This window comes from Rathayibacter sp. AY1C7 (assembly GCF_002931865.1).
Lineage (GTDB): Bacteria > Actinomycetota > Actinomycetes > Actinomycetales > Microbacteriaceae > Rathayibacter.
In genome coordinates this window covers 85,584-109,651 of sequence record NZ_PSWB01000010.1, presented here as the reverse complement: position 1 = coordinate 109,651, position 24,068 = coordinate 85,584, and the positions used below count along the sequence as shown (strand labels likewise).

The following is a 24,068-nucleotide window of genomic DNA, read 5'->3' as shown; positions in this document are numbered from 1 at the left end:
CTGCCAGCGGGCCCTCCCGCAGCGGTTACGGCCTCCGGAGCAGGGCGGCGCGCCACCGGGGAGCGCCGCCCCGAGGACCTCAGACGGTGACAGGCTCCGGGAACAGCGCGTCCAGGAGCGACGCCACCCACTGGATGAGCGCCCGGTCGCCGAGCGGGACGCCGTCGAGCACGGGCATCGGCACGACGACCGCGTCGGCCTGCTGCAGGTACTTCGCGGTCGGGTACATCCGGCGCAGGCGCACCTGGATCGAGTCGGGCAGATGAGCGGGAGCCACGCGGACGTTCGAGCCCATCGCGACCACGTCGCTCAGGCCCGCCTTCTGTGCGCGCATCCGCAGCCGCGACACCAGGATGAGGTTCTCGACCGCCTCGGGCAGCTCGCCGTAGCGGTCGGTCAGCTCCTCGACCACGAGGTCGATGCTCCCCTCCTTCGCCGTCGGCGACGACGCGGCCGACAGCTTCTGGTACGCCTCCAGGCGCAGCCGCTCGCTGTCGACGTACTCCTCCGGGATGCGCGCGTCGACGGGCAGCTCGAGCCGCAGCTCCGTCTGCCCCTCGGCGACCTCGCCGCGGAAGGTGTCGACGGCCTCGCCGATCATCCGCAGGTAGAGGTCGAATCCCACGCCCTGGATGTGCCCGGACTGCTCGCCGCCGAGGAGGTTGCCCGCACCGCGGATCTCGAGGTCCTTCAGCGCGATCTGCATGCCGCCGCCGAGGTCCGAGTTGGCGGCCAGGGTCTGCAGCCGGTCGTGCGCGGTCTCGCTCAGCGGCTTCGTCTCGTCGTAGAGGAGGTAGGCGTAGGCGCGCTCGCGGCCGCGGCCGACCCGCCCGCGCAGCTGGTGCAGCTGCGAGAGACCGTACTTGTCGGCGCGGTCGACGATCAGCGTGTTGGCGTTCGGGATGTCGAGGCCGGTCTCGACGATCGTCGTCGACACCAGGACGTCGAACTTGCGCTCCCAGAAGTCGACGATGATCCGCTCGAGCTGCGACTCGCTGAGCTTGCCGTGCGCGACCGCGATCCGCGCCTCGGGCACCAGCTCGGCGAGCTGCGAGGCGACGCGGTTGATCGTCGAGACGCGGTTGTGCACGAAGAACACCTGGCCCTCGCGCAGGAGCTCCCGGCGGATCGCGGCCGACACCTGCTTCTCGGAGTAGGGGCCGACGAAGGTGAGGATCGGGTGGCGCTCCTCCGGCGGGGTCGCGAGGGTCGACATCTCGCGGATGCCGGTCACCGCCATCTCGAGCGTCCGCGGGATGGGCGTGGCGCTCATCGAGAGGATGTCGACGTTCTTCTTCAGCGCCTTGAGCTTGTCCTTGTGCTCGACGCCGAAGCGCTGCTCCTCGTCGATCACGAGCAGGCCGAGGTCCTTGAAGACGATGTTGTCGCTGAGGAGCCGGTGGGTCGCGATGACCATGTCGACGGTGCCGTCGGCCAGGCCCTCGATCGTCTCCTTCGACTCCTTCGCACTCTGGAACCGGCTGAGCGCCCGCAGGTGGACGGGGAAGCCGGCGAAGCGCTCCTGGAACGTCTCGAGGTGCTGGCGGACGAGCAGCGTGGTCGGCACGAGCATCGCGACCTGCTTGCCGTCCTGGATCGCCTTGAACGCGGCGCGCACGGCGACCTCGGTCTTGCCGAAGCCGACGTCGCCCGAGAGCAGGCGGTCCATCGGGATCGGCCGCTCCATGTCGGCCTTGACCTCGTCGATGACGGTGAGCTGGTCGGGGGTCTCGGCGAACGGGAACGCCTCCTCCAGCTCGCGCTGCCAGGGGGTGTCCGGCGGGAACGCGTGCCCGCGGGAGGCCATCCGGGCGGAGTAGAGCTTCACGAGCTCGACCGCGATGTCGCGGACCGCGCGGCGGGCCTTGCTCTTGGCCTGCGCCCAGTCGCTCCCGCCCATCTTGCTCAGCGCCGGAGCCTCGCCGCCGACGTAGCGGGAGAGCAGGTCGAGCTGGTCCGTGGGGACGAGCAGCTTGTCGCCGGGGAAGCCGCGCTTGCTGGGGGCGTACTCGAGCACCAGGTACTCGCGGCGGGTCTTGATCGCGTTGCGGCCCCCGCTGGAGACCTCGCGCTGCGAGAGCTCCACGAACCGGCCGATGCCGTGCGTGGCGTGCACCACGAAGTCGCCGGGCGTGAGCTGCAGCGGGTCGACGACGTTCTTGCGACGCGACGCGAGCTTCTTCACCGCGCGGGAGTCGTAGCCGACGGTGCGGCCGTAGAACTCCGTGTCGGTGAGCAGGGCGAGCTTCGCCTCCTCCACCTCGAAGCCGTGATCGACGGAGGCCTGGACCACGTAGGCCAGACCCGGCTCGAGCCCTGCGGGGAGGTCGGCGACGATGCGGGCGGCGACCTCGTGCTCGGCGAGGACCTGGTCGGTGCGCTCGACCGTGCCGGTGCCGGGCGCGGTCAGGACCACGGTCCAGCCGTCGGCCAGGCGCGCGCGGACGTGGGCGAGGGCGCCCTCGACGCTCGCTCCGAATCCGGGGACCGGCTCGCCCTCGACGCGGACGGCGAGGATCTCGTCGATCCCGAGCTCCTCCGGCAGCACCTCGGCCTCGCCCGCGGCGGGGCCCTGGCGGAACGTGCTCATCGTCCACCACGGGTGGTCGGGAGCGTCGGCGCCCGGGGCGCTGAGCTTCACGGAGTCGCGGAGCGCGCCGAGCGAGATGAACTCGCCCGAGGCGAGGTCGATGGGGGCCTCGGCGCCGGCGGTCGCCGCGCTCCAGGCCGCCTGCAGGAACTCGCGGTTCGTCTCGGCGAGGCTGATCGCCCGCGTCGCCACGCGCTCGGGGGCGAGGACAGCGACGGCCGCCCCCTCGGGCAGGTAGTGCGAGATCGGGACCAGCCGCTCCAGCAGCGCGGGGGCGAGCGACTCCATCCCCTCGACCGGGATGCCCTCGGCGATCTTGGCGAGCATCGCCGACAGGCTCGGGAACTCGTGCAGCATCTCGCGGGCCCGCTGCCGCACCGCCGGCACCAGCAGCAGCTCGCGGCTCGGCGGGAGGACCACCGAGTCGGCCTCGCCCGGGAGCGAGCGCTGATCCGCCACGGAGAAGCCGCGGATGGAGTCGACCTCGTCGCCGAAGAAGTCCACTCGGCTCGGGTGCTCGGCCACCGCGGGGAAGACGTCGAGGATGCCGCCGCGCACGGCGAACTCGCCGCGGCGCGTGACCATGTCGACCCGGGCGTAGGCCAGGTCGACCAGCTCGGCCGAGATGCGGCCGAGGTCGTAGCCGCGGGCGCCCTTCACGAGTCGGATCGGCTCGATGTCGGCGAGGTTGTCGGCGACCGGCTGCAGCGCCGCGCGCACGGAGGCGACCACCACGAGGGGCCGCTCGCCGGACCACTGCTTCATCCGCCGCAGCGCGTCCAGGCGCCGCCCCACGATCTCGGCGCTCGGGCTGAGGCGCTCGTGCGGCAGCGTCTCCCACGCGGGGAACTCGACGACGTCCGCATCCGGCAGCATGCAGCCGAGGGAGGCGCGCACGTTCTCGGAGTCGCGGCCCGTGGCCGTGACCACCAGCGCCGCCTGCGGGCGTCCCGCCTCCGCGCGCCTCTCGATCAGGCCCGCGAGCAGGGGGACCCGGAGGCCGTCGGCCACCGAGAAGTCGGCGTCCCGCACCGCGTACGCGAGAGCATCGTCGAACGTGGAGGCGCGCGACAGCGCCGAGATGATCTCGTTGAGGGGCACGGATCCAGTTTACGGCCGCCCCGCGGGCCGACCGTCGAGGGAACCCCGAACCGTCGAGGGAGCCCGGGGCTGCGGTCTCCCTCGCCGGTTCGGGGCTCCCTCGGTGGAGGGTGGGTCAGGCGCTGGTGTGGAACTTCAGCTGGGCGGCGGAGAGGCCGGAGTCGGCGATGAGCTCGACGGCGTCGGCGGCGTCCGAGACCAGGATCGGGAGCGCCTCGCGCTCCGGGCCGGCGAAGTCCTTCAGCACGAAGTCGGCGGCCTGCTGGCGGCCCGGCGGGCGGCCGATGCCGACCCGCACGCGCAGGAACTCGGCTCCTCCGGTCGCCGCGAGGATGTCGCGGATGCCGTTGTGCCCCCCGTGACCGCCGCCCTGCTTGAGGCGCAGGGTGTCGAAGGGGATGTCGAGCTCGTCGTGCACGACGATCAGGTGCGCCGGGTCGACCGAGTAGAAGTCGAGCAGCTGCGCCGTCGGCCCGCCGGAGAGGTTCATGAAGCTGTTGGGCTTGCCCAGCACGAGCTTCGGTCCGCCCGGGCGGAGGAAGCCCTCGGCGACCACGGCGTTGGCGCGGTTGTGCCGGCGGAACGAGCCGCCGATCCGCGTCGCGAGCTCGTCGAGCACCATCTGGCCGACGTTGTGCCGGTTGCGCGCGTACTGCGCGCCCGGGTTGCCCAGTCCGACGACCAGCCAGGTGTCACCCATGTCGTTCCTCTTCCTCGGGGGCGGCGGAGGGACTCCCCCGCCGGACGCGGAACGGGCCCGCCGCGGCTGCGAGCGGGCCCGTTCCCGGGGTGGTGCGGACTACTCCGCGGTCTCGGCGACGACGTCGCCCGAGGCCGGGGTCTCGTCGTCCTCGCCCAGGTCCTGCTCGACCTCGGCGGTGACGTTGACGATGAGGATCTCGGCGTCGGTGACCAGCGTGGCGCCCTCGGGGAGCGTGACGTCGGCAGCGGTGATCTGCGTGCCGGCCTCGAGGCCCTCGACGGAGACGACGATGTTCTGCGGGATGCGCGTGGCGTCGACCTCGAGCGAGAGGGTGTTCGACTCGATCGAGACGAGGGTGCCGGGAGCGGCGTCGCCTTCGACGTGCACGGGGATGTCCACCTCGACCTTCTCGCCCTTGTTGATGACGACGAGGTCGATGTGCTCGATGATCTGGCGCACCGGGTCGCGCTGGATGTCCTTCACCAGCGTGGTCTGCGCGGCGCCCTCGATGTCGAGCTCGAGGATCGCGTTCGCCTTGCGGGTGAGCAGGAGCACCTGGTGGCCCGGGAGGGTGAGGTGCTGGGGCTCGGTGCCGTGGCCGTAGAGGACCGCGGGGATCTTGTCCTGCGCGCGGATCTTGCGGGCGGCGCCCTTGCCGAACGAGGTGCGGACCTCGACGACGACCTTGTTGGTCAGTTCAGCCATGATGTTCTCCTTGGGCGGCGCGCACGCCACCGGATCGGGTCGTGGCCTGCGGCCACGGACGGTTTGTCGACTCGAACGCATGTCAGCGTGAGGAGAAGTCCGTGGCGCCCCGTAGGGGCCTCGCCTGCTTCCACCGCGTCGATCACGGATGCACGTGCATCCCTCGCCGAAGTTCAGCTGCCGATCCTACCCGGCATCGCGGCCGCCCGCCAGCAGGCGGTCGCCGCCGGACTCGGAGCCGGACGTCCAGGCGGACCGCCTACCGTGCGGGTATGACGAGCGACGACTTCGGCTCCTACGTCGAGAAGAACGGCTTCCACCGCGACACGAACTACATCCCGACGCGGATCACCGCCGACGGCCGCGACGGGTACCCGGTGGAGGCCGGGCGCTACCGCCTCGTGGTCTCCCGCGCCTGCCCGTGGGCGAACCGCGCCGTGATCGTGCGGCGCCTGCTCGGTCTCGAGGACGCCCTCTCGATGGGCATCTGCGGGCCCACGCACGACAAGCGCAGCTGGACCTTCGACCTCGATCCGGGCGGGGTCGACCCGGTGCTGGGCATCCCCCGCCTCCAGGACGCGTTCTTCGCCCGCTTCCCCGACTACCCGCGCGGGATCACCGTCCCGGCCCTCGTGGACATCCCGAGCGGCCAGGTCGTCACCAACGACTACCCGGTGATGACGCTCGACTTCTCCACCGAGTGGACCGCGTTCCACCGCGACGGCGCCCCCGACCTCTACCCCGAGGAGCACCGCGAGGAGATCGACGAGATCGCCGAGCTGGTCTTCCACGACGTGAACAACGGCGTCTACAAGTGCGGCTTCGCCGGGTCGCAGCGCTCCTACGAGCGGGCCTACGACCGCCTCTGGGCGCGGCTGGACTGGCTGGAGGAGCGGCTGAGCACCCGCCGCTACCTGGTCGGCGACACCATCACCGAGGCGGACGTGCGGCTCTTCACGACGCTCGCCCGCTTCGACGCCGTCTACTACAGCCACTTCAAGGCCAACCGGAACCTGCTGTCGGCGATGCCCGCGCTCTGGGGCTACGCCCGCGACCTCTTCGCCACTCCGGGGTTCGGCGACACGATCGACTTCACCCACATCAAGTCGCACTACTACGAGGTGCAGCGGGACATCAATCCGACCGGCGTCGTCCCCAAGGGCCCGGACCTCTCCGGCTGGCTCGTCCCCTCGCGCCGCGAGGAGCTCGGCGGCCGCCCGTTCGGCGACGGCACTCCCCCGCCGCCGCCGATCCCGTCGGAGCGCGTCCCCCTCGGCCACGGCGCCTGACCGGCTCCGGTCGCGGTCGTCGCGGCGCGCGCAAGACCGTGCGCGCGCCGCACGACCGATGTGCAGCCGGGAGACGGCTCGGACCCGGGCTCCCCGGAGCGACCCGGGGCTAGCCTGGGCTCGCCCCTGAACGCGAACGTCGAGGAGAACCGTGTCTGACAAGCCCACCGCCACAGCCAACATCGGAGTCGTCGGTCTGGCGGTGATGGGCTCGAACCTCGCCCGCAACCTCGCCAGCCGCGAGGGCAACACGGTCGCGGTGTTCAACCGCTCCTACGGCCGCACCGAGACCCTCATCACGGAGCACCCGGAGGCGGGCTTCGTCGCGTCCGAGACCATCGAGGACTTCGCCGCCTCGCTCGCCACCCCGCGCACCGCGATCATCATGGTCCAGGCCGGCCGCGGCACCGACGCCGTGATCGAGCAGCTGACGAAGGTCTTCGAGCCCGGCGACATCATCGTCGACGGCGGCAACGCGCTCTTCACCGACACCATCCGCCGCGAGAAGGCCGTCCGCGAGACCGGCATCCACTTCGTCGGCACCGGCATCTCCGGCGGCGAGGAGGGCGCGCTCAAGGGCCCGTCGATCATGCCCGGCGGCTCGGTCGAGTCCTACAGGACCCTCGGCCCGATCCTCTCGTCGATCGCCGCGGTCGCCGAGGGCGAGCCCTGCGTCACCCACATCGGCACCGACGGCGCCGGCCACTTCGTCAAGATGATCCACAACGGCATCGAGTACGCCGACATGCAGCTCATCGCCGAGGCGTACGACCTGCTCCGCACCGTCGGCGGACACGAGCCCGCCGCCATCGCCGAGGTCTTCGACGCCTGGAACAAGGGCGACCTCGAGTCGTACCTCATCGAGATCACCGCCGAGGTGCTCCGCCAGGTCGACGCCGACACCGGCAACCCCTTCATCGACGTCGTCCTCGACCAGGCCGGCTCGAAGGGCACCGGCGTCTGGACCGTGCAGAACGCGCTCGACCTCGGCGTCCCCGTCGGCGGCATCGCCGAGGCCGTCTTCGCCCGCGCCGTGTCCTCCCACCCCGAGCAGCGCGAGGCCGTGCAGGCCCGCGTCACCTCGCGCCCGACCCCGGTCGAGAAGTACGAGGGCTTCGAGGACGACGTGCGCGCCGCGCTCTACGCCTCCAAGGTCGTCGCCTACTCGCAGGGCTTCGACGCGATCATCGCCGGAGCCGAGAAGTACGGCTGGGAGATCGACAAGGGAGCGGTCGCCAAGATCTGGCGGGCGGGCTGCATCATCCGCGCCCAGTTCCTCAACCGCATCGTCGACGCCTACGACGAGAACGCCGGCATCACGACCCTCCTCGAGGACCCGTACTTCGCCGAGGCCGTCGCCAACGGCGAGGCCGCCTGGCGCCGCATCGTCTCGACCGCCGCGCTCTCGGGCGTGCCGATCCCCGGCTTCGGCGCCGCGCTGTCGTACTACGACTCGCTCGCCTCCAAGCGCCTCCCGGCCGCTCTCGTGCAGGGCCAGCGCGACTTCTTCGGAGCGCACACCTACAAGCGCGTCGACAAGGAGGGCACCTTCCACACGCTGTGGTCGGGTGACCGCACCGAGGTCGAGCAGGACCCCTCCACGCACTGACCTGCGTCGCACGAGGAAGGCGCCCCCGCCCGCAGGACCCACGGATCCTCGGGCGGGGGCGCCTTCCTCGTCGCGGAGGGAGCTCCCCCGTCGTCAGCGGAGCCGGGCGGTGGCGTCCGGCTCCCCGAGCGGGCGCTCGACGCCCGGGCCGGCTGACCCCTCAGGTCCGGAACGCCCGCGCGATCAGGAGCGCCGCCAGGAGCACCGCTGCGGCGGCCGCCGTGGCCGCCGGGAGGGCGAGCAGGAGCAGCAGCGAGACCGCGGCCGACGCGAGGGCGGGCCCGCTCGCCCCGGCCGCTCCGTGGTCGAGGCGCCGCACGATGGTCGCCACCAGCAGGGCGGCCACGGCGAAGGCGAGCAGCGCGTCGGCGTCGAGGATCACGACCGCGAGCACGGCGACCAGGCAGAGGACGAGCTGGGCCGCCGCCGGCACGCCGGTCCTGCGGTTCCTGGTGGCGAGCACCGCCGGGATCTCCCCCGCGCCGGCGAGACGGACGAGGGCGCGCGCGTCCCTCCTCCCGAGGTCGAGGAGCGCGAGCAGGACCGCGATCACCGCGGCGGCCCCGACGAGCCCGGACGCAGGCGTGCCCCGGGTGACAGCGCTCAGGGGGGTCTCCGAGGACGCGAGGACCTCGGGACCGGCCGCCAGGAGCAGACCGGCACCGAGCGCGGCGGCGGCCGCCGTGGCGATCCCGATGCGCAGCAGGGCGGGGCGGAGAGCCGTCACCGCGCCGGAGCGGAAGGTCGGCAGGAGGATCAGGAGCAGCGCCGCGGCGGTGCCGGCTCCCAGCGGCCCTCCGTCGCGCAGCGGGTCGAGCGGCGCGGGGTCCGGAGGGGACACCAGCACAATCACGGCGGCGGCGGCCAGCAGGACGACGACCGCACCGACGAGGAGCAGGACCGGGCGAGCGGGGAGGCGCCCGCCGCGCAGGCCGAAGAGCGCGACGGCCACGAGCAGCAGGACGGCCAGGGGCCGGGCCGCTCCCCCGAGGACCGACTGGGCCGCGGTCAGGGCCAGCGCGGCCGAGGCGAAGGCGCGCCCGACGATCCCGAGCCACTCGGAGGAGGGGCCGTCGTGGACGGTGCGCCCGGCATCGGCGACGGCGCCCAGGGCCGCGGCGGCCGCAGCGACGGCGAGCCCGAGGAGCAGCCACCAGCCCGCTGCGGCGGCGGCCGGCGACCAGACCAGGAAGACCGCCGCCAGGGCGAGGGTCGCATCCGAACGCTGGGGCACGGCCTCACCCTAGGCGGTGGAGCCGGGGCGGGACCCGGGTGCGCTGTGCAGGGCACACCCGGGGCGCGGGGTCCTACGCGTCGCCGTCGAACATCGACGTCACGGAGCCGTCGTCGAAGACCTCGTGGATGGCGCGGGCCAGCAGCGGAGCGATGGGCAGGATCGTCAGGCGGTCCCAGGTCTTCTCCGGCGGCAGCGGCAGGGTGTCGGTGACGACGACCGAGTCGATGAATTCGGAGCTCAGGAGCTCGACCGCCGGGTCCGAGAAGACGGCGTGGGTCGCCGCGACGACCACGCCGATCGCGCCCGCCTTCTTCAGCGCCTCGGCCGCCTTCGCGATGGTGCGCCCGGTGTCGATGAGGTCGTCGACGAGGAGGCAGACGCGGCCCTTCACCTCGCCGACGATCTCGTGGACGGAGACCTGGTTGGCGACCTTCGGGTCGCGGCGCTTGTGGATGATCGCCAGCGGGACGCCGAGCTTGTCGCTCCAGATGTCGGCGACGCGGACGCGGCCCATGTCGGGCGAGACGATGGTGAGGGTCGAGGGGTCGAGCTTCTCGCGGAAGTGCTCGAGCAGCACCGGCATTGCGAAGAGGTGGTCGACGGGGCCGTCGAAGAAGCCCTGGATCTGCGCCGCGTGCAGGTCGACCGACATGATCCGGTCGGCTCCCGCCGCCTTGAAGAGGTCCGCGACGAGGCGGGCCGAGATCGGCTCGCGGCCGCGGCCCTTCTTGTCCTGGCGCGCGTAGGGGTAGAAGGGGGCGACCACGGTGATCCGCTTGGCGGAGGCGCGCTTGAGCGCGTCGACCATGATCAGCTGCTCCATCAGCCACTCGTTGATCGGGGACGTGTGCGACTGGAGGACGAACACGTCGCCTCCGCGGACCGACTCGCCGTAGCGGACGTAGAGCTCGCCGTTGGCGAAGGTGCGCCCCTCGGTCGTGACGAGCTCGGTCCCGAGCTCGTCGGCGACCGCCTCCGCCAGTGCCGGATGCGCCCTCCCCGAGACGAGGACCAGGCTCTTCTTGTTGCTGGCGGTGATGCCGGTCACTGTGCTCCGCTTCCTCCGGTGGGCGCCTGGTCGGATCCGGTGGGATCCGACGCCAGGGCCGCCTCGGCGGCGTCGGCCGCTGCGGTGCCCGGACGGTGGGTCTGCACCCACCCGGCCATGTTGCGCTGCGGAGCGACGGTGATCCCGAGGGCTCCGGCGGGGATGTCCTTGCGGATGACCGTGCCGGCGCCCGTGTACGCTCCGTCACCGATTCTAACGGGGGCGACGAAGACGTTGTGCGACCCCGCACGCACGTGCGAGCCCACCACGGAGGACGCCTTGCTCACCCCGTCGTAGTTGGCGAAGATCGAGCCGGCGCCGATGTTCGACTCCTCGCCGATGACCGCGTCACCGACGTAGGAGAGGTGCGGGACCTTCGATCCCTCGCCGATGACGGCGTTCTTGGTCTCGACGTAGGTGCCGATCTTGCCGCGGGCGCCGAGCACGGTGCCGGGGCGGAGGAACGAGAACGGGCCGACCTGGGCCTTCGCGCCGATCACGGCGAGCGTGGCGTCGGAGCGCTTCACGACCGCGTCCTCGCCGACCTCGCAGGAGTCGAGCGTGGTGTCCGGGCCGATGACCGCACCGGTGGCGATGACGGTCGGCCCCTTGATCTGCGTGCCCGGGAGGATCTCGACGTCCGGGGCGAGGACCGCGTCCACGTCGATCCAGGTCGTCGCCGGGTCCTGGATCGTGACGCCCTCGAGCTGCCAGCGGCGCACGATGCGCGCGTTGAGCTCGAGCGCCGCGGCGGCGAGCTGGGCGCGGTCGTTGATCCCGGCCACGAGCCAGCGGTCCTGCACAGGGACGGCCTCGATCGCGCGGCCGGCGGCCTTGAGCGCGGCGGCGGCGTCGGTGAGGTACTTCTCCCGCTGAGCGTTCTCGGTGCCGATCGCGCCGATGACCGAGCGGAGCGCGGCGGCGTCGAAGGCGTAGACGCCGGCGTTGATCTCGGTGAGGTCGAGCTCGTCGGGGCTGGCGTCCTTCTGCTCCACGATGGAGGCGAAGGCGCCGTCGCCGCCGCGGACGATACGGCCGAAGCCGGTCGGGTCCTCGAGCACGCAGGAGAGCATGGTGAGCGCGTTCGCCGCGGCGAGGTGCTCGTCGAGCAGGCGGCGGAGGGTCGGCGCGTCCAGCAGCGGGACGTCGGCGCTCAGCACGACGACCGTGCCGGCGAAGGACTCCGGGAGCGCCGCGAGGCCCTGCTCGACCGCGCGGCCGGTGCCGGGCGTCTCGTCCTGGTCCACCACCAGTGCGGAGGGGGTGTGCTCGAGGACGGCCTCGGCGACCCGGTCGCGCTCGTGGCGCACCACGGTGACGACGTGCGCCGCGTCGAGCGAGGCGGCCGTGTCGAGCACGTGCCCGAGCAGCGGCCTCCCGGCGAGGCGGTGCAGGACCTTCGGGGTGCGGGACTTCATGCGGGTGCCCTGGCCTGCCGCCAGGATCACGACGGCGAGCGTATTGTCTGCCATGTTCTTCGCGTTCTCCTCCGTGAGCGCACCGTCCTGGTGCCGCTCCGCCACCAGGATTCGAACCTGGACCGGACAGCTCCAAAGGCTGCCGTGCTGCCGTTACACCATGGCGGACCGCGCGATCGCGCGCCGTCCATCCTGCCACCTCGCGGCGCAGTCCTTCTTCGGTCGGCATACGCCGCATCCTCATAGCAACGCAAACCATTCGATCTGACTGCTACATTTCCCTTCAACGACACTAGCTTCAACTATAGATGGGTGACTTATCTTGCTACGAGTGTTCATAACATCTGGAGTGATTGGGCTATCTAGCCTAGGGCTTTTCTTCCTCGTTGCCGATTTTGAACTGCTAGAAAGCCGCGCGCCCTGGACGTGGTTAGTGCTTCTACTGCTGACTGGTGCCGTAATTGCCGATCTGGTCATGGGACTTCAACGAGCGAGGGAACGTGGAGTGCACAAGTTCTCAAAACGGAATCAGCAGAATCGCATTCGAAAGTACATGAAGCGGCTGATTGAAGCCTCGAGCAGTTGCCTGATAGTTTCCCGAGATCTTTCATGGGTAGATGATAGTGTCGAGGAAGTACTTGCAATAAAAGCGCGGTCAAGGAGTCTTACCCTAGTAATAGGTCGCGAAACCGCACTCACTAATCGATTAAAAACTCTTGGGGCAAAAATTAGTCATTATGGAATGGAAGGTATCTCCCTAACGACTCGCTTTACCATCGTTAATCCAGACACTAATCACGTGAAAATCGCCATCGGAACATCACAGGACGATACGCATGTAATCAGAGAGTTCCGACCAAGCGATACCATCCCTTTTCAGTTGGCTAAGGACCTCGCGGCCGTGCTTAGACACGTGACGAAAAGCAATTAATACCATGAGCGAATTCACTATCAATCGAGTCACGAAGCAAGACGAGCTAACACGAGAGTGGGACCGAATTGCCGCCATCAGACACGCGCAACAGATCAGCGGCAAAGATACGAGTTTTAATGCGGTCCTTAAACCAGCTATATTGCAACGAATCGGTACCGCGCAGTCCGTGCTGGATGCTGGTTGCGGAACCGGCATCCTGACCAACGACATCGCATCACTCCCCGGAGTAGTTGTCACCGGAGTCGATCCGAGTCCTGTTTCTATCGAATTAGCGAGACGCTTCTCAAATAACTCTGCAACAGAAACTCACGTCTCGACATTGGAAAATTGGTCCCGAAGATATGACGGCACTTCATACGATCTGATCACCGCAAATATGGTTCTCATGGACACACTTGACCTCTCATCTTTTCTTATATCTGCCAGACACCTTCTCAAGCGAGGAGGTCGCCTCGTCGCGACTGTTGTCCATCCGAATTTCTGGCCACGCTACTGGGGCTACGAGGATTTGCCGGACTTTGATTACCTCAAAACCTCCGCAATAACAGGAAGGTTCAAGATTGGCCAGCAAACGACCAACCTCTCGACAACCCATATTCATCGCCCACTTGCAGATTACGTGCGAAGCATAACGTCTGCCGGTTTCGCCTTAAAGGAAGTTACTGAAATGTACGGGGCCGAGCGCCGGTTGCCTTTCGAAAAGCGGTATCCGCGTTTCTTGCTTCTGGAAGCATTTACCAATGGATAAAAGACTGACGTTGCATGGTCACTTCTGGAGGACTCCGGCAAACTTGGCGGTGGGAAACAGTGAGTGCGAATGACGAGGTCGACGGGATCGTCGACGCCTGGGTCCGGGAGCGGCCCGATCTCGACTTCACGCCGCTCCAGGTCTTCTCGCGGATGCGCCGGCTGGCCAAGCAGCTCGAGCGCGCGCGCGGCAGCGCCTTCGGCCGGTCGGAGCTCGAGACGTGGGAGTTCGACGTGCTCTCGGCCCTGCGGCGCGCGGGCGCGCCCTACCGGATGAGCCCCAAGCAGCTCCTCCAGGCGACCATGGTCACCAGCGGCACCATGACCAACCGCATCGACCGGCTGGTCGAGCGCGACCTGGTCGAGCGCCTCGACGACCCGAACGACGGGCGCGGGGTGCTGGTGCAGATGACGCCGTCGGGGCTCGCCCGGGTCGACGCGGCGATCACCCGCCTGGTCGACGCGGAGCAGGAGCTGCTCGGCGCGCTCACCCACGCCCAGCAGGAGCGGCTGGCGCAGCTCCTCCGGAAGCTCTCCCTCGACTTCGGCTGAGCCGGTCGGCCCGGGCCCGCGACAGCGTCCCGCCCACGCGGTACGGGACAGCTGCCGGTGCCGCGGAGGAGACCGGCGTCAGCCCTCGAGCTGCTCCGAGAGCTCCAGCCAGCGCAGCTCGAGCTCGGCCGTCTCGTCCTCGTAGGCTCGGAGCGAGGCGTTGAGCGCCAGGATCCCGTCGTAGTCGTCCTGGTCGTGCGTCGCCATCTTCTCGTGCACGGTCTTCGTCAGCTGCGTGAGCTTGTGCAGGCGCCGGTCGATCGCCGACACCTCCTTCTCAGCGGTGCGGCGCTCGGCCCCCGCGAGTCCGCTCGACGCCGGCGCGGCGGAGGAGGAGCCCGACGACGCCGCCGCGGGCGCACCCTTCTCGAGCGCGCGGCGCAGGTCGAGGTACTGCTCGACGCCGCCGGGCAGGTGGCGGAACGCGCCGTCCATCACGGCGTACTGCTGGTCGGTGACGCGCTCGAGCAGGTACCGGTCGTGCGAGACGACGAGGAGGGTGCCCGGCCAGGAGTCGAGCAGGTCCTCGATCGCGGCGAGCATGTCGGTGTCGAGGTCGTTGGTCGGCTCGTCGAGGATCAGCACGTTGGGCTCGCTGAGCAGGATGAGCAGGAGCTGGAGCCTCCGGCGCTGACCGCCCGAGAGGTCCTTCACGGGCGTCGAGAGCTGCGCGCTCGAGAAGCCGAGCCGCTCGAGCAGCTGGCCCGGGGTCATCTCCTTGCCGCCGATGGAGTAGCTGGTGCGCTGCTCCGCGATGATCTCGCGGACGGGCCGGTGCTGGACCCCGGTCAGCTCGCGCAGCTGCTGGTCGAGGATCGCGACGCGCACAGTGGTGCCGCGCTTCACCCGGCCGCTCGTCGGCTCCACGCTGCCCGCGACCAGGCCGAGGAGGGTCGACTTGCCGGCGCCGTTCACGCCGAGGATGCCGGTGCGCTCGCCGGGCGCGATCCGCCACTCGATGCGGTTGAGGACGGTCCGCTCGCCGTAGCGGACGGTGACGTCGAGCAGGTCGACGACGTCCTTGCCCAGGCGCGAGACGGCGAGCTGCGAGAGCGAGACCGAGTCGCGCACCGGGGGCTCGTCCTCGATCAGCTGGTTCGCGGCGTCGATCCGGAACTTGGGCTTGGCCGTGCGGGCGGGGGCGCCGCGCCGGAGCCAGGCGAGCTCCTTCTTCATCAGGTTCTGGCGCTTGGCCTCCATGGTCGAGGCCATCCGGTCGCGCTCCACTCGCTGCAGGATGTACGCCGCGTACCCGCCCTCGAACGGCTCGACGAGACGGTCGTGCACCTCCCAGGTGGCGGTGCAGATCTCGTCGAGGAACCACCGGTCGTGGGTGACGACCGCGAGCCCGCCCGACGACGCCGCCCAGCGGCGCTTGAGGTGCTCGGCGAGCCAGGCGATGCCCTCGACGTCGAGGTGGTTGGTGGGCTCGTCGAGGAAGACGACGTCCCAGTCGCCGACGAGCAGCTTCGCGAGGGCGACCCGGCGCCTCTGGCCGCCCGAGAGGGAGCCGACCACTCCGTCCCAGGGGACGTCGCGCAGCAGGCCCGCGATCACGTCTCGGGTGCGCGCGTCGCCCGCCCACTCGTGCTCCTGGAGCCCGCCGACGACGGCCTGGGCGACGGTGAGGTCCTCATCGACCGTGTCGGCCTGGTCGAGCATCCCGAGCGTGACGCCGCGGCGGTGCGTGACGCGGCCGCTGTCCGGCTCGATGCGCTGCGCGAGCAGGCGCAGGAGGGTCGACTTGCCGTCGCCGTTGCGTCCGACGATCCCGATGCGGTCGCCCTCCTCGATCCCCAGGGAGACGTCGTCGAAGATCACGCGTGTGGGGTACTCGAGTCGCAGCGCCTCGGCGCCCAGCAGATGTGCCATAGGGATCCAGCCTAGGCGGTGCCGCCTGAGCGGTCCGCCGCGGGTCGATCACAGTGCGGCCGGGTCGCGGCCCCCGGACCTCAGCCCGCGGGTGCCGGCTCCGAGACGGACACCGAGCGGCGGTGCAGTCCCGTGGCGCCGTCGGGGGCAGGCGGGCGCTCGACCGTGGTCTGCACCGTGCCGTCCGCGTCGGTGGCGCGCACGGTCACGACGTGGTCGCCGACCGTCGCGTCCCACTCGAGGACCCACTGGATCCACGTGTCCGCGGTGACCTGCTCGGCGAGGCGCGCCTCCTGCCAGGCGCCGCCGTCGATCTGCACCTCAACCTTCGCGATGCCGGTGTGCGGCGCCCAGGCGACTCCCGCCACGGCGACCGTCCCCGCCTCGACGGGCTGGCCCTGGCGCGGCACATCGATCCGCGACTCGATCTTGATCGGACCGCGCTCGGTCCAGCCGCGCGTCGACCAGTACGCCAGGTCCTCCGCGAAGGTCGTGACCTTCAGCTCGACGACCCACTTCGTCGCCGAGACGTAGCCGTACAGGCCGGGGACGACCATCCGGACGGGGAAGCCGTGCTCGACCGGGAGCGGCTCGCCGTTCATCCCGACGGCGAGCAGGCTCGCGCGGTCCTCGTCCTGCAGCACGTCGAGCGGGCTGGAGGCGGTGAAGCCGTCGATGCTCCGCGAGAGCACCATGTCGGCGCCGGCGGTCGGCCGGGCCCGGGCCAGCAGCTCGCGGATCGGGTAGCCCAGCCAGAGGGCGGTGCCGATCAGGTCGCCGCCGACCTCGTTGGACACGCAGGACAGGGTGACCAGGTGCTCCTCGAGCGGCAGTGCGAGCAGCTCGTCCCAGGTGATCTCGATCTCCTCCTCCACCATTCCGGTGATCATCAGCGACCAGTCGGCGGGCTCGACCGACGGCACCGAGAGCGCGGTGTCGATCCGGTAGAACGAGGAGTTGGGAGTGACGTAGGAGCTGATGCCGTCGATGTCGTCGAGCACGGCGCCGGCCGGGACGGGCGCGGCGGCCGAGGCGGGAGCCGGCAGGGACACGGCCTCGCGCACGGCCGTAACGGCGGCGGAGGCGGACGTGAGGAAGCGGGCGCCGATGCCGGCGGCGACCGCGGCGACTCCGGCGATCCCGACCAGGCGGAGGAACGACCGGCGGTCCGGGGAGTCGCTCTCGCGCTCCTCCTGCCAGCCGCGGAGGCGGACGGAGGCCGAGCGGAGCACCGCGGCACCGGCCACCATGCCCACGACGCTCGGCGCCGCGTCGATCCCGGACGCGCCCTCGCGGCTGACGGCGGCGAGCGCACCGGCGCCCGCGACGACGGCCAGCAGCAGCACGCCGAACGGCGGGCGGCGGTACTCGAGGACTCCCGCGCCGACGGCCAGCAGCGCGATCGCGAGGCCGATCGAGACCAGCAGCACGAGCTTGTCGCCGGTGCCGAAGAGCGCGATGACCGTGTCCTTCACGCCCGGGGGCACGATGTCGATGACGAAGCCGCCGACCGCGACCAGCGGACTGCCGCCCGCTCCGGTGAAGACCGCGACGACCTCGGCGGCCGCGAGGGCGACGACGGCGGCCACGATCCCGGAGAGGATCGCGAAGAGGGTGGCTCGGCGGGACATGAGCGGCACTCTAAGCCACGACGTCGGAACTTCTCTGCGGACCGTCTGTGGAGGGCGCCGGGCGCGAGGCTCGCGAGCCCCGCTCCGGAGGCACCGCCTCCGCGACTAGGTCGAGAGCAGGCGCGCCCCGTGGACCGGGCCGGAGACCCGCACGGCGCTCAGCCGCGCGGAGCTCAGCTCGCGCTGCAGGTCGGCCGCCGCATCGGCGTCCGGAGCGAGGAACGCCACGGTCGGTCCGGACCCCGAGACGAGGCCGCCGAGCGCTCCGCGGCCCTCGCCGAGCTCGAGGATGCGGGCGAGCCCGGGCTGCAGGTGCAGCGCCGGCGCCTGCAGGTCGTTGTGCATCGCGTCGGCGAGCATGGCGGCGTCGCCGGCGCGGAGGGCCTGCAGCACGTTGGGATCGATGGCGGGGGTCGCCGAGATCGGGCGGAAGTCGTGCAGGTGGCGCTCGCGGTGCCGGTCGAGCTCGCTGTAGACCTCGGGGGTCGACAGGCCCTCCTCCGAGAGGACCAGCACCCACTCGAAGCGGCCCTTGGCGAGCGCCGGGCTCAGCTCATCGCCGCGGCCGACCCCGATCGCGGTGCCGCCGGTGAAGGAGAAGGGGACGTCGGCGCCGAGGCTCGCGGCGATGCCGAGCAGCTGCTCCCTCGTGCAGGCCGTGCCCCAGAGCGCGTCGCAGGCGAGGAGGGTCGCGGCAGCGTCGGCCGAGCCGCCGCCCATGCCGCCGGCGATGGGGACGTTCTTCTCGATCTCGAGGTGCACGCCGCCGCGGTAGCCGGTCGCCCGGGCGAGCGCCCGAGCCGCCTTGATCGCGAGGTTGGAGCCGTCGACGGCCAGGCGGGAGGTGTCGATCGAGCCCGAGAAGGAGACCGAGAAGTCGGCCGCCTCCTCCGCGAACACGTCCTCGTAGAGGGAGAGCGACTGGAACGCGGTGGCCAGCTCGTGGTACCCGTCGTCGCGCACGGCGCCGACCTTGAGGAACACGTTGATCTTGCCGGGCGCCCGCGCGTGGACCCGGTTCGACGTCGCGCGGTGGGCCATGCATCCACGCTACAGGGTGGCGGAGGCGCCCTCGTCCGCACCCGGGACGGGCTCCCCGTCGCCGTCCGCGTCGTCCCCGTCGGTCTCCGCCAGCGACCCGTCGGGCACCGCCGCGCCGCGCACGGGGACCCTCGCCGGATCGAGCTCGCGGCCCAGGCGGACGAAGGCGGCGACGTCCAGCTCCTCGCCGCGCGCGGTCTGCGGGACGCCGGCCCGCTCGAGCGCGACGATCGCCGCGGCGCTGTCGCCGAAGAGGGTCGCGAGCGACTGGCGGAGCATCTTCCTCCGCTGCGCGAACGCCGCGTCGACGACCGCGAAGACGGCGCGGCGCAGGGTCTCGTCGCCCGGCTCCTCGCCGCGGTCGAACGCGACGAGCACGCTGTCGACGTTCGGCACCGGCCAGAAGATCTGACGCGAGACCGCGCCGCCCGTCGTCCAGGAGCCGAACCACGCCGCCTTGACGCTCGGGCCGCCGTAGACCTTGGAGCCGGGACCGGCGGCGAGCCGGTGCCCGACCTCGGACTGCACCATCACCACTCCGGACCGGATGCTGGCGAAGTGCTCGAGGAAGTGCAGGAGCACCGGCACCGAGATGTTGTACGGGAGGTTGGCGACGAGCCGGACCGGCTCCCCCGGCAGGTCGAGCACCTTCATCGCGTCGGCGTGCACGACCGCGAGATCGGCGCCCGGCGCCATCAGCTCGACGGTGCGCGGCAGCTGCTCGGCGAGGCGCCCGTCGATCTCGACGGCCACGACCTGTGCGCCCGCCTCGAGCAGGCCGAGGGTCAGCGATCCGAGGCCGGGGCCGATCTCGACGACGGTCTCCCCCGGGCGCACCCGAGCGAGCTTGACGATGCGGCGGACCGTGTTGGCGTCGTGCACGAAGTTCTGGCCGAGCTTCTTGGTCGGCGTGACGTCGAGGAGGCCGGCGAGGTCGCGGATCTCGGCCGGGCCCAGCAGGCGCGGGATCGCGGCGGCCGTCGGCTCGGCGGCGTGGCGGCCGCTCATGCGAGGGGTCCGACCGGCTCCGTCGGCTCGGAGCCGACCTCGCCGCCCCACTCGCCGTACACGGCCTCCGTGTTCGAGGCGATCGTCGCGGCCAGGTGGCCGACGTCGGTCTCGAGGGTCGCGGCCATCGAGCGCAGGGTGTGCGGGAGGAGGTAGGGCGCGTTCGGGCGGCCGCGGAAGGGCGACGGAGTGAGGTACGGCGCGTCGGTCTCGACCAGGATGAGGTGCCGCGGGGTCGCGACGAGCGCCTCCCGCAGCGGCTCGGCGTTCTTGAACGTCACGGTGCCGGCGAAGGAGAGGTACCAGCCCTCGTCCGTGCACATCCGCGCCATCTCCGCGTCCCCGGAGAAGCAGTGGAAGACGGTGCGCTCGGGGGCTCCGACGCGGCGCAGGGTCTCGATGACCTCGCGGTGCGCGTCGCGGTCGTGGATCTGCAGCGCGAGGTCGTGCTCCTTCGCGATGCGGATGTGCTCCTCGAAGGAGCGGAACTGCGCGGCGCGGCCGCTCTCGCCGGTGCGGAAGAAGTCGAGCCCGGTCTCGCCGATGGCGCGCACCCGCGGCTGCTCCGCCAGCTCGGCGATCACGGCGAGGGCGGCGTCGAGCTCGCCGCGCTGCTCCAGCTCGGGCGCCTCGTTGGGGTGGATCGCGACGGCGGCCAGCATGCGCGGCTCGCTCGCCGCCTGCTCGGCCGACCAGCGGCTCGTCTCGACGTCCGTGCCGACCTGGACGACGCCGCGGACCCCGACGGTGGAGGCCCGGTCGAGCTGCTCGCGGTGGTCGAGCGGCTCGAGGCCGTCGGCGATCTCGAGGTGCGTGTGGTTGTCGTAGACGGGGACGACGAGCGCCTCGGGCAGCGGCGGGTACGTCAGGTCGCGGCCGGACGAGGCCTCGCGGGAGCGGACGTGCTGGCTGTCGGTCATGCGCTCCAGGCTACCGGGAGGGCTCGCGCGGGCCGGAGTCCCGGGTGGACGAGGGCCGAGAGGCGGCCGCTGAGGCGCCCTGAGCGGATCGGGTCAACACCCGATCGGATCGGGACAGCCCGCCTCCCGCGCCGCCGGGAGGCTGGAGCCATGACAGACACCGAGCTCCTCGCCCACTCCGCACCCGGCTCCCTCGCCGGGCGCCACGCCCTCGTCACCGGATCCTCGAGCGGGATCGGCGCAGCCATCGCCCGCCGGCTCGCCGGGGCCGGCGCTCACGTCCTCGTGCACGGACGCGACCCCGAGCGGGTCGGGTCCGTCGTCCGCGGCATCCGCGCCGACGGGGGCACCACCTCCGCGCTCGTCGCCGACCTCGCGGGCACGCCGGAGGAGACCCGCGCCGTCGCCGAGCGGGCGCTGACCCTCCTCGACGGGCGGATCGACGTCCTCGTCAACAACGCCGGAGTGTTCCCGGTGGGGCCGACCGCCGACCTCAGCGACGCCGATGTCGAGTCCCTCCTCACCACGAACATCCGCGTGCCGCACCAGCTCGTCGCGGCGATCGCCCCGGCCATGGCCGAGCGCGGGAGCGGAGTGGTCGTCAACATCACCTCGTGGATGGGACGGGTGGGAACGCCGGGGACCGCCCTCTACCCCGCGACCAAGGCGGCGCTGGAGCACCTCACGCGGGCGTGGGCGGCCGAGTACGGCCCGAGCGGCGTGCGCGTGGTCGCCGTCGCGCCCGGCGCGACTCTCACGCCCGGCAACGAGCACGCCGCGGCGATCCTGGAGCAGATGACCGCGTCCGCCCCCGCCGGCCGGCCCGGACGTCCGGACGAGATCGCCCTGGCCGTGCGCTGGCTCGTCTCGGACGAGGCCTCGTACGTCCACGGCACGACGCTCGACGTCGACGGAGGCATCGTCGGCGCCCGCGTCTGACGCCGCGGCACGCGCCGCTCGGAGTCCCCGCGACAGCGCCCGCCGCTCAGTGGATCTGGACGAGCGGCCCGGGGTGGAGCGCGGCGTCGGCCGCGGGGGTCGTCTCGTAGGCGCGGCGGTAGTCGCGCCCGAAGTGCGACGCGCTCGCGTAGCCGACCGCGGCCGCGGCCTGCGCGGCGGTGTCGCCCCGGACCAGGAGCAGCCTCCTGGCCTCCCCGAGGCGGAGCCGCCGCAGGTAGCCCAGCGGCGACATCCCGGTCAGCTCGCGGAAGCGGCGGGTGAGTGTGGGCACGCTGGTGCCCGCCTCCGCGGCGAGCGCGCCGAGGGTCCAGCCGCGCGAGAGCGACGCGCTCATCGCCTCGACCGCGCGGGAGACGGCCTCCGAGCGGACGGTGCTGGACGCGGCCAGCAGCCGGGGCGCCTGGTCCGTCTGCAGCAGCCGCAGCACGAGCTCGCGCGTGATCGCGGGGGCGAGCACCGGGATGTCGGCGGGGGCGTCGAGCAGACGGAAGAGTCGGCGCAGCGAGTCGGCCATCTCCTCCGTGACCGTGCCGATCCGCGGGGCGGGAGCCCGCGGGGCCGTCCGGGGGGCGAGCGCCGCGATCTCGGCCACCACGAGCGGGTCGAGACGCCAGTTGGCCGACAGGAAGTCGCCGCGGTCGCCGGTCTCCACGACGGCCGCGACCACCGGCAGATCGACGGGGGTGATCAGGAAGCGGCCGGCGCCCCACCGCTCGTCGGAGTCGCCGACCACCGAGCGCTTCCGGCCGGCCAGCACCAGGCTGAGGGTCGGCGGGAACCGGGTGTAGACGAGCTCGGTCGGAGCGGTCACCCGGTGCAGGCGCAGGGCGAGCGCGGCGGCGCGCTCGGGGTGCCCGACGTGGCGCCGGGTGAGCTCGGCCGCCTGCCCGAGAGCGTCGAGGACCTCGCGCGTCATCTGCGCCCCCACGGAGCGGCGGGCCGTTCGCACCCGGCCCCTCGCGTTCGGATCGCGGTCATCGTGCACTCCCCTGCGGATCCTCCGCCGGCGACTCCGGGCCGCTCGGCTGGTCGGTCCACGGGTCGAGGCGCGGCCGTCAGGACGCGGGAGCCTCGATGCGCGGGAAGAGCGCGGCGAGCGTGCCGACGGTGGTGCCGACGGGGAGGACTCCCCACCGGCCCGCCTCGCGGATCGGCTGCGCGGTGAGGGCGCCCAGCGACTCCGTCACGCCGAGCGCCTCCCAGAGGGACGCCGTCGCGCGCGGCACGACCGGCGAGAGCAGCACGGCCAGGGCGCGGAGCCCCTCCGTCGCGGTGTAGAGCACCGTGCCGAGGCGCTCGCGCTCCTCGCGCTTGGCGAGTGCCCACGGCTCCTGCTCGGTGATGTAGCCGTTGAGCTCCTCGACGATGCTCCACACGGCGGTGATCGCGTCGTGGATCGCGAGCGCGTCGATCGACCGGTCGGCCGACGCGGCGGCCTCGGCGACGATGCGCTGCACGCGCTCCTCCGCCTCGGTCGGCTCCCCCGGCGCGGGCACGACGCCGTCGTAGTAGCGGTGCAGCATCGCGACGACCCTCGAGGCGAGGTTGCCGAAGCCGTTCGCGAGCTCGGACTGGTAGCGCGCAGACAGGTCCTCCCACGAGAACGAGCCGTCCTGGCCGAAGGTGATGGCCCGGAGGAAGTAGTAGCGGAAGGCGTCGGAGCCGAAGGTGTCGGTGATCTGCTCGGGCGCGATGCCGGTGAGCTTCGACTTCGACATCTTCTCGCCGCCGACCAGCAGCCAGCCGTGGCCGAACACCTGCCGGGGGACCTCGAGGCCCGCGGCCATGAGCATGGCGGGCCAGATCACCGCGTGGAAGCGCAGGATGTCCTTGCCGACGATGTGGGTCGCGGGCCAGCGGCGCTCGAACTCCGCCTCGTCCTGGCCGTAGCCGACCGCGGTGATGTAGTTGAGCAGCGCGTCGAACCAGACGTAGACCACGTGCGAGTCGTCCCACGGGACCTTCACGCCCCAGTCGAAGCTGGAGCGGGAGATCGACAGGTCGGCCAGGCCCTGGCGGACGAAGCTCACGACCTCGTTGCGCGCCGACTCGGGCTGGACGAAGTCGGGACGCTCCTCGTAGAGCGCGAGCAGCCGCTCGGTGTACTCGCTCATCTTGAAGAAGTAGTTCTTCTCCTTCAGCAGCTCGACCGGCTTCGAGTGGATCTTGCAGACGTACTGGCCGGCGTAGTCGCCGGTGCCCTCCTCGAGGTCGGACAGCTGCTTGTACTCCTCGCAGCCCACGCAGTAGTAGCCCTCGTACTCGCCGGTGTAGATCGCGTCCTCGTCGTACAGCTTCTGCAGGAACTTCTGGACGTTGACCTCGTGCCGCGCGTCCGTGGTGCGGATGAAGTCGTCGTTGGCGATGTCGATGGTCTCGAGCAGCGGCTGCCAGGCGGTCCTCACGAGGCGGTCGGCCCACTCCTGGGGGGTCGTGCCGTTGGCGGTGGCGGTGCGGAGGATCTTCTGTCCGTGCTCGTCGGTGCCGGTCAGCAGCCAGGTGTCGTCGCCCGCCTGGCGGTGCCAGCGGGTGAGCACGTCGGCGGCGACCTCGGTGTATGCGTGCCCGATGTGCGGGACGTCGTTCACGTAGAAGATCGGGGTCGTGAGGTAGAAGGAGGCGCCGTCGGACATGGCGACCATCCTATTCACCGCGCGGCACCGCTCCCGGCGTGTGACGGACGCTGTGGACGACCGGCCGCGG

General features: G+C 71.4%; 18 protein-coding genes and 1 tRNA gene. 5 read left to right on the top strand and 14 right to left on the bottom strand.

The genetic code is table 11. From position 1 onward, the window contains the following. Positions 1 to 79 precede the first annotated feature (79 nt). The 3 genes from mfd to C5C69_RS07545 all read right to left on the bottom strand — a co-directional run bounded on the left by mfd (position 80) and on the right by C5C69_RS07545 (position 5,099). Positions 80 to 3,691, bottom strand: coding sequence for a transcription-repair coupling factor (mfd, locus tag C5C69_RS07555; protein ID WP_104233680.1), 3,612 nt, complete (start codon positions 3,689 to 3,691; stop codon positions 80 to 82). A gap of 115 nt (positions 3,692 to 3,806) precedes the next feature. Next, positions 3,807 to 4,391, bottom strand: a complete 585-nt coding sequence (pth, locus tag C5C69_RS07550) for an aminoacyl-tRNA hydrolase (protein ID WP_104233681.1) — start codon at positions 4,389 to 4,391, stop codon at positions 3,807 to 3,809. A 99-nt stretch (positions 4,392 to 4,490) separates the two neighbouring features. Then, entirely contained in the window at positions 4,491 to 5,099 is a 609-nt protein-coding gene (locus C5C69_RS07545) for a 50S ribosomal protein L25/general stress protein Ctc (protein WP_104233682.1), read from the bottom strand. Between the two features lie 272 nt (positions 5,100 to 5,371). On the opposite strand from C5C69_RS07545, the gene C5C69_RS07540 reads away from it, so the two are divergent. Next, positions 5,372 to 6,388, top strand: coding sequence for a glutathione S-transferase family protein (locus tag C5C69_RS07540; protein ID WP_104233683.1), 1,017 nt, complete (start codon positions 5,372 to 5,374; stop codon positions 6,386 to 6,388). 151 nt (positions 6,389 to 6,539) lie between these two features. Then, complete coding sequence (gndA, locus tag C5C69_RS07535) at positions 6,540 to 7,997, top strand: NADP-dependent phosphogluconate dehydrogenase (RefSeq protein ID WP_104233684.1); 1,458 nt, start codon at positions 6,540 to 6,542, stop codon at positions 7,995 to 7,997. 160 nt (positions 7,998 to 8,157) lie between these two features. On the opposite strand, the gene C5C69_RS07530 is transcribed toward gndA, so the two are convergent. The 4 genes from C5C69_RS07530 to C5C69_RS07515 form a co-directional block, all read right to left on the bottom strand. Continuing rightward, positions 8,158 to 9,231 carry a hypothetical protein gene (locus tag C5C69_RS07530; RefSeq protein WP_104233685.1) on the bottom strand — a complete coding sequence of 358 codons (1,074 nt, stop codon included), beginning with the start codon at positions 9,229 to 9,231 and terminating at the stop codon, positions 8,158 to 8,160. Positions 9,232 to 9,304: 73 nt separating this feature from the next. Beyond that, positions 9,305 to 10,282 (bottom strand): ribose-phosphate diphosphokinase, encoded by a 978-nt coding sequence (locus C5C69_RS07525; protein ID WP_104233686.1) that lies wholly within the window; start codon positions 10,280 to 10,282, stop codon positions 9,305 to 9,307. Then, a complete protein-coding gene (glmU, locus tag C5C69_RS07520; protein WP_104233748.1) occupies positions 10,279 to 11,754 on the bottom strand; it encodes a bifunctional UDP-N-acetylglucosamine diphosphorylase/glucosamine-1-phosphate N-acetyltransferase GlmU in 1,476 nt (491 codons plus the stop codon). Before glmU ends, C5C69_RS07525 begins: the two co-directional genes overlap by 4 nt. 42 nt (positions 11,755 to 11,796) lie before the next feature. After that, positions 11,797 to 11,868: transfer RNA gene (locus C5C69_RS07515), tRNA-Gln, on the bottom strand. 767 nt (positions 11,869 to 12,635) lie between these two features. On the opposite strand from C5C69_RS07515, the gene C5C69_RS07510 reads away from it, so the two are divergent. Both C5C69_RS07510 and C5C69_RS07505 read left to right on the top strand, forming a co-directional pair. Beyond that, positions 12,636 to 13,382, top strand: a complete 747-nt coding sequence (locus C5C69_RS07510; protein WP_104233687.1) for a bifunctional 2-polyprenyl-6-hydroxyphenol methylase/3-demethylubiquinol 3-O-methyltransferase UbiG — start codon at positions 12,636 to 12,638, stop codon at positions 13,380 to 13,382. Between the two features lie 59 nt (positions 13,383 to 13,441). Continuing rightward, entirely contained in the window at positions 13,442 to 13,933 is a 492-nt protein-coding gene (locus C5C69_RS07505) for a MarR family winged helix-turn-helix transcriptional regulator (protein ID WP_104222340.1), read from the top strand. Positions 13,934 to 14,011: 78 nt separating this feature from the next. Here the strand turns inward: C5C69_RS07505 and C5C69_RS07500 are convergent, their stop codons facing one another. The 5 genes from C5C69_RS07500 to C5C69_RS07480 form a co-directional block, all read right to left on the bottom strand. Then, a complete protein-coding gene (locus C5C69_RS07500) occupies positions 14,012 to 15,805 on the bottom strand; it encodes an ABC-F family ATP-binding cassette domain-containing protein (RefSeq protein WP_104233689.1) in 1,794 nt (597 codons plus the stop codon). An 80-nt stretch (positions 15,806 to 15,885) separates the two neighbouring features. Beyond that, the gene (locus C5C69_RS07495; protein WP_104233690.1) at positions 15,886 to 17,436 is read right to left on the bottom strand and encodes a molybdopterin-dependent oxidoreductase; all 1,551 of its coding nucleotides are present in this window, start codon (positions 17,434 to 17,436) and stop codon (positions 15,886 to 15,888) included. Between the two features lie 105 nt (positions 17,437 to 17,541). After that, complete coding sequence (locus C5C69_RS07490; protein WP_104222334.1) at positions 17,542 to 18,477, bottom strand: 4-(cytidine 5'-diphospho)-2-C-methyl-D-erythritol kinase; 936 nt, start codon at positions 18,475 to 18,477, stop codon at positions 17,542 to 17,544. Between the two features lie 9 nt (positions 18,478 to 18,486). Then, on the bottom strand, positions 18,487 to 19,485 hold the full coding sequence (gene rsmA, locus C5C69_RS07485; RefSeq protein ID WP_181068370.1) for a 16S rRNA (adenine(1518)-N(6)/adenine(1519)-N(6))-dimethyltransferase RsmA: 999 nt from the start codon (positions 19,483 to 19,485) through the stop codon (positions 18,487 to 18,489). Next, positions 19,482 to 20,405, bottom strand: coding sequence for a TatD family hydrolase (locus C5C69_RS07480; protein WP_104222332.1), 924 nt, complete (start codon positions 20,403 to 20,405; stop codon positions 19,482 to 19,484). The genes rsmA and C5C69_RS07480 overlap by 4 nt, the downstream gene beginning before the upstream one ends. Positions 20,406 to 20,555: 150 nt before the next feature. Here C5C69_RS07480 and C5C69_RS07475 point away from each other — a divergent pair, with 150 nt between their 5' ends. Continuing rightward, complete coding sequence (locus tag C5C69_RS07475) at positions 20,556 to 21,344, top strand: SDR family NAD(P)-dependent oxidoreductase (protein ID WP_104257658.1); 789 nt, start codon at positions 20,556 to 20,558, stop codon at positions 21,342 to 21,344. Between the two features lie 46 nt (positions 21,345 to 21,390). On the opposite strand, the gene C5C69_RS07470 is transcribed toward C5C69_RS07475, so the two are convergent. Both C5C69_RS07470 and metG read right to left on the bottom strand, forming a co-directional pair. Then, positions 21,391 to 22,281, bottom strand: coding sequence for an AraC family transcriptional regulator (locus C5C69_RS07470; protein WP_104222370.1), 891 nt, complete (start codon positions 22,279 to 22,281; stop codon positions 21,391 to 21,393). A gap of 139 nt (positions 22,282 to 22,420) precedes the next feature. Continuing rightward, positions 22,421 to 23,998, bottom strand: a complete 1,578-nt coding sequence (gene metG, locus C5C69_RS07465; protein ID WP_104226924.1) for a methionine--tRNA ligase — start codon at positions 23,996 to 23,998, stop codon at positions 22,421 to 22,423. Positions 23,999 to 24,068: the final 70 nt, after the last annotated feature.

Excerpts from the sequence above, each read along its gene's own strand:
- C5C69_RS07500 (WP_104233689.1), bottom strand. The coding sequence starts at position 15,805 with ATGGCACATCTGCTGGGCGCCGAGGCGCTGCGACTCGAGTACCCCACA.
- C5C69_RS07470 (WP_104222370.1), bottom strand. The coding sequence starts at position 22,281 with ATGACGCGCGAGGTCCTCGACGCTCTCGGGCAGGCGGCCGAGCTCACC.
- C5C69_RS07480 (WP_104222332.1), bottom strand. The coding sequence starts at position 20,405 with ATGACCGACAGCCAGCACGTCCGCTCCCGCGAGGCCTCGTCCGGCCGC.
- C5C69_RS07545 (WP_104233682.1), bottom strand. The coding sequence starts at position 5,099 with ATGGCTGAACTGACCAACAAGGTCGTCGTCGAGGTCCGCACCTCGTTC.
- glmU (WP_104233748.1), bottom strand. The coding sequence starts at position 11,754 with ATGGCAGACAATACGCTCGCCGTCGTGATCCTGGCGGCAGGCCAGGGC.
- metG (WP_104226924.1), bottom strand. The coding sequence starts at position 23,998 with ATGTCCGACGGCGCCTCCTTCTACCTCACGACCCCGATCTTCTACGTG.
- C5C69_RS07490 (WP_104222334.1), bottom strand. The coding sequence starts at position 18,477 with ATGGCCCACCGCGCGACGTCGAACCGGGTCCACGCGCGGGCGCCCGGC.
- rsmA (WP_181068370.1), bottom strand. The coding sequence starts at position 19,485 with ATGAGCGGCCGCCACGCCGCCGAGCCGACGGCCGCCGCGATCCCGCGC.
- C5C69_RS07475 (WP_104257658.1), top strand. The coding sequence starts at position 20,556 with ATGACAGACACCGAGCTCCTCGCCCACTCCGCACCCGGCTCCCTCGCC.
- C5C69_RS07495 (WP_104233690.1), bottom strand. The coding sequence starts at position 17,436 with ATGTCCCGCCGAGCCACCCTCTTCGCGATCCTCTCCGGGATCGTGGCC.
- C5C69_RS07540 (WP_104233683.1), top strand. The coding sequence starts at position 5,372 with ATGACGAGCGACGACTTCGGCTCCTACGTCGAGAAGAACGGCTTCCAC.
- pth (WP_104233681.1), bottom strand. The coding sequence starts at position 4,391 with ATGGGTGACACCTGGCTGGTCGTCGGACTGGGCAACCCGGGCGCGCAG.
- C5C69_RS07510 (WP_104233687.1), top strand. The coding sequence starts at position 12,636 with ATGAGCGAATTCACTATCAATCGAGTCACGAAGCAAGACGAGCTAACA.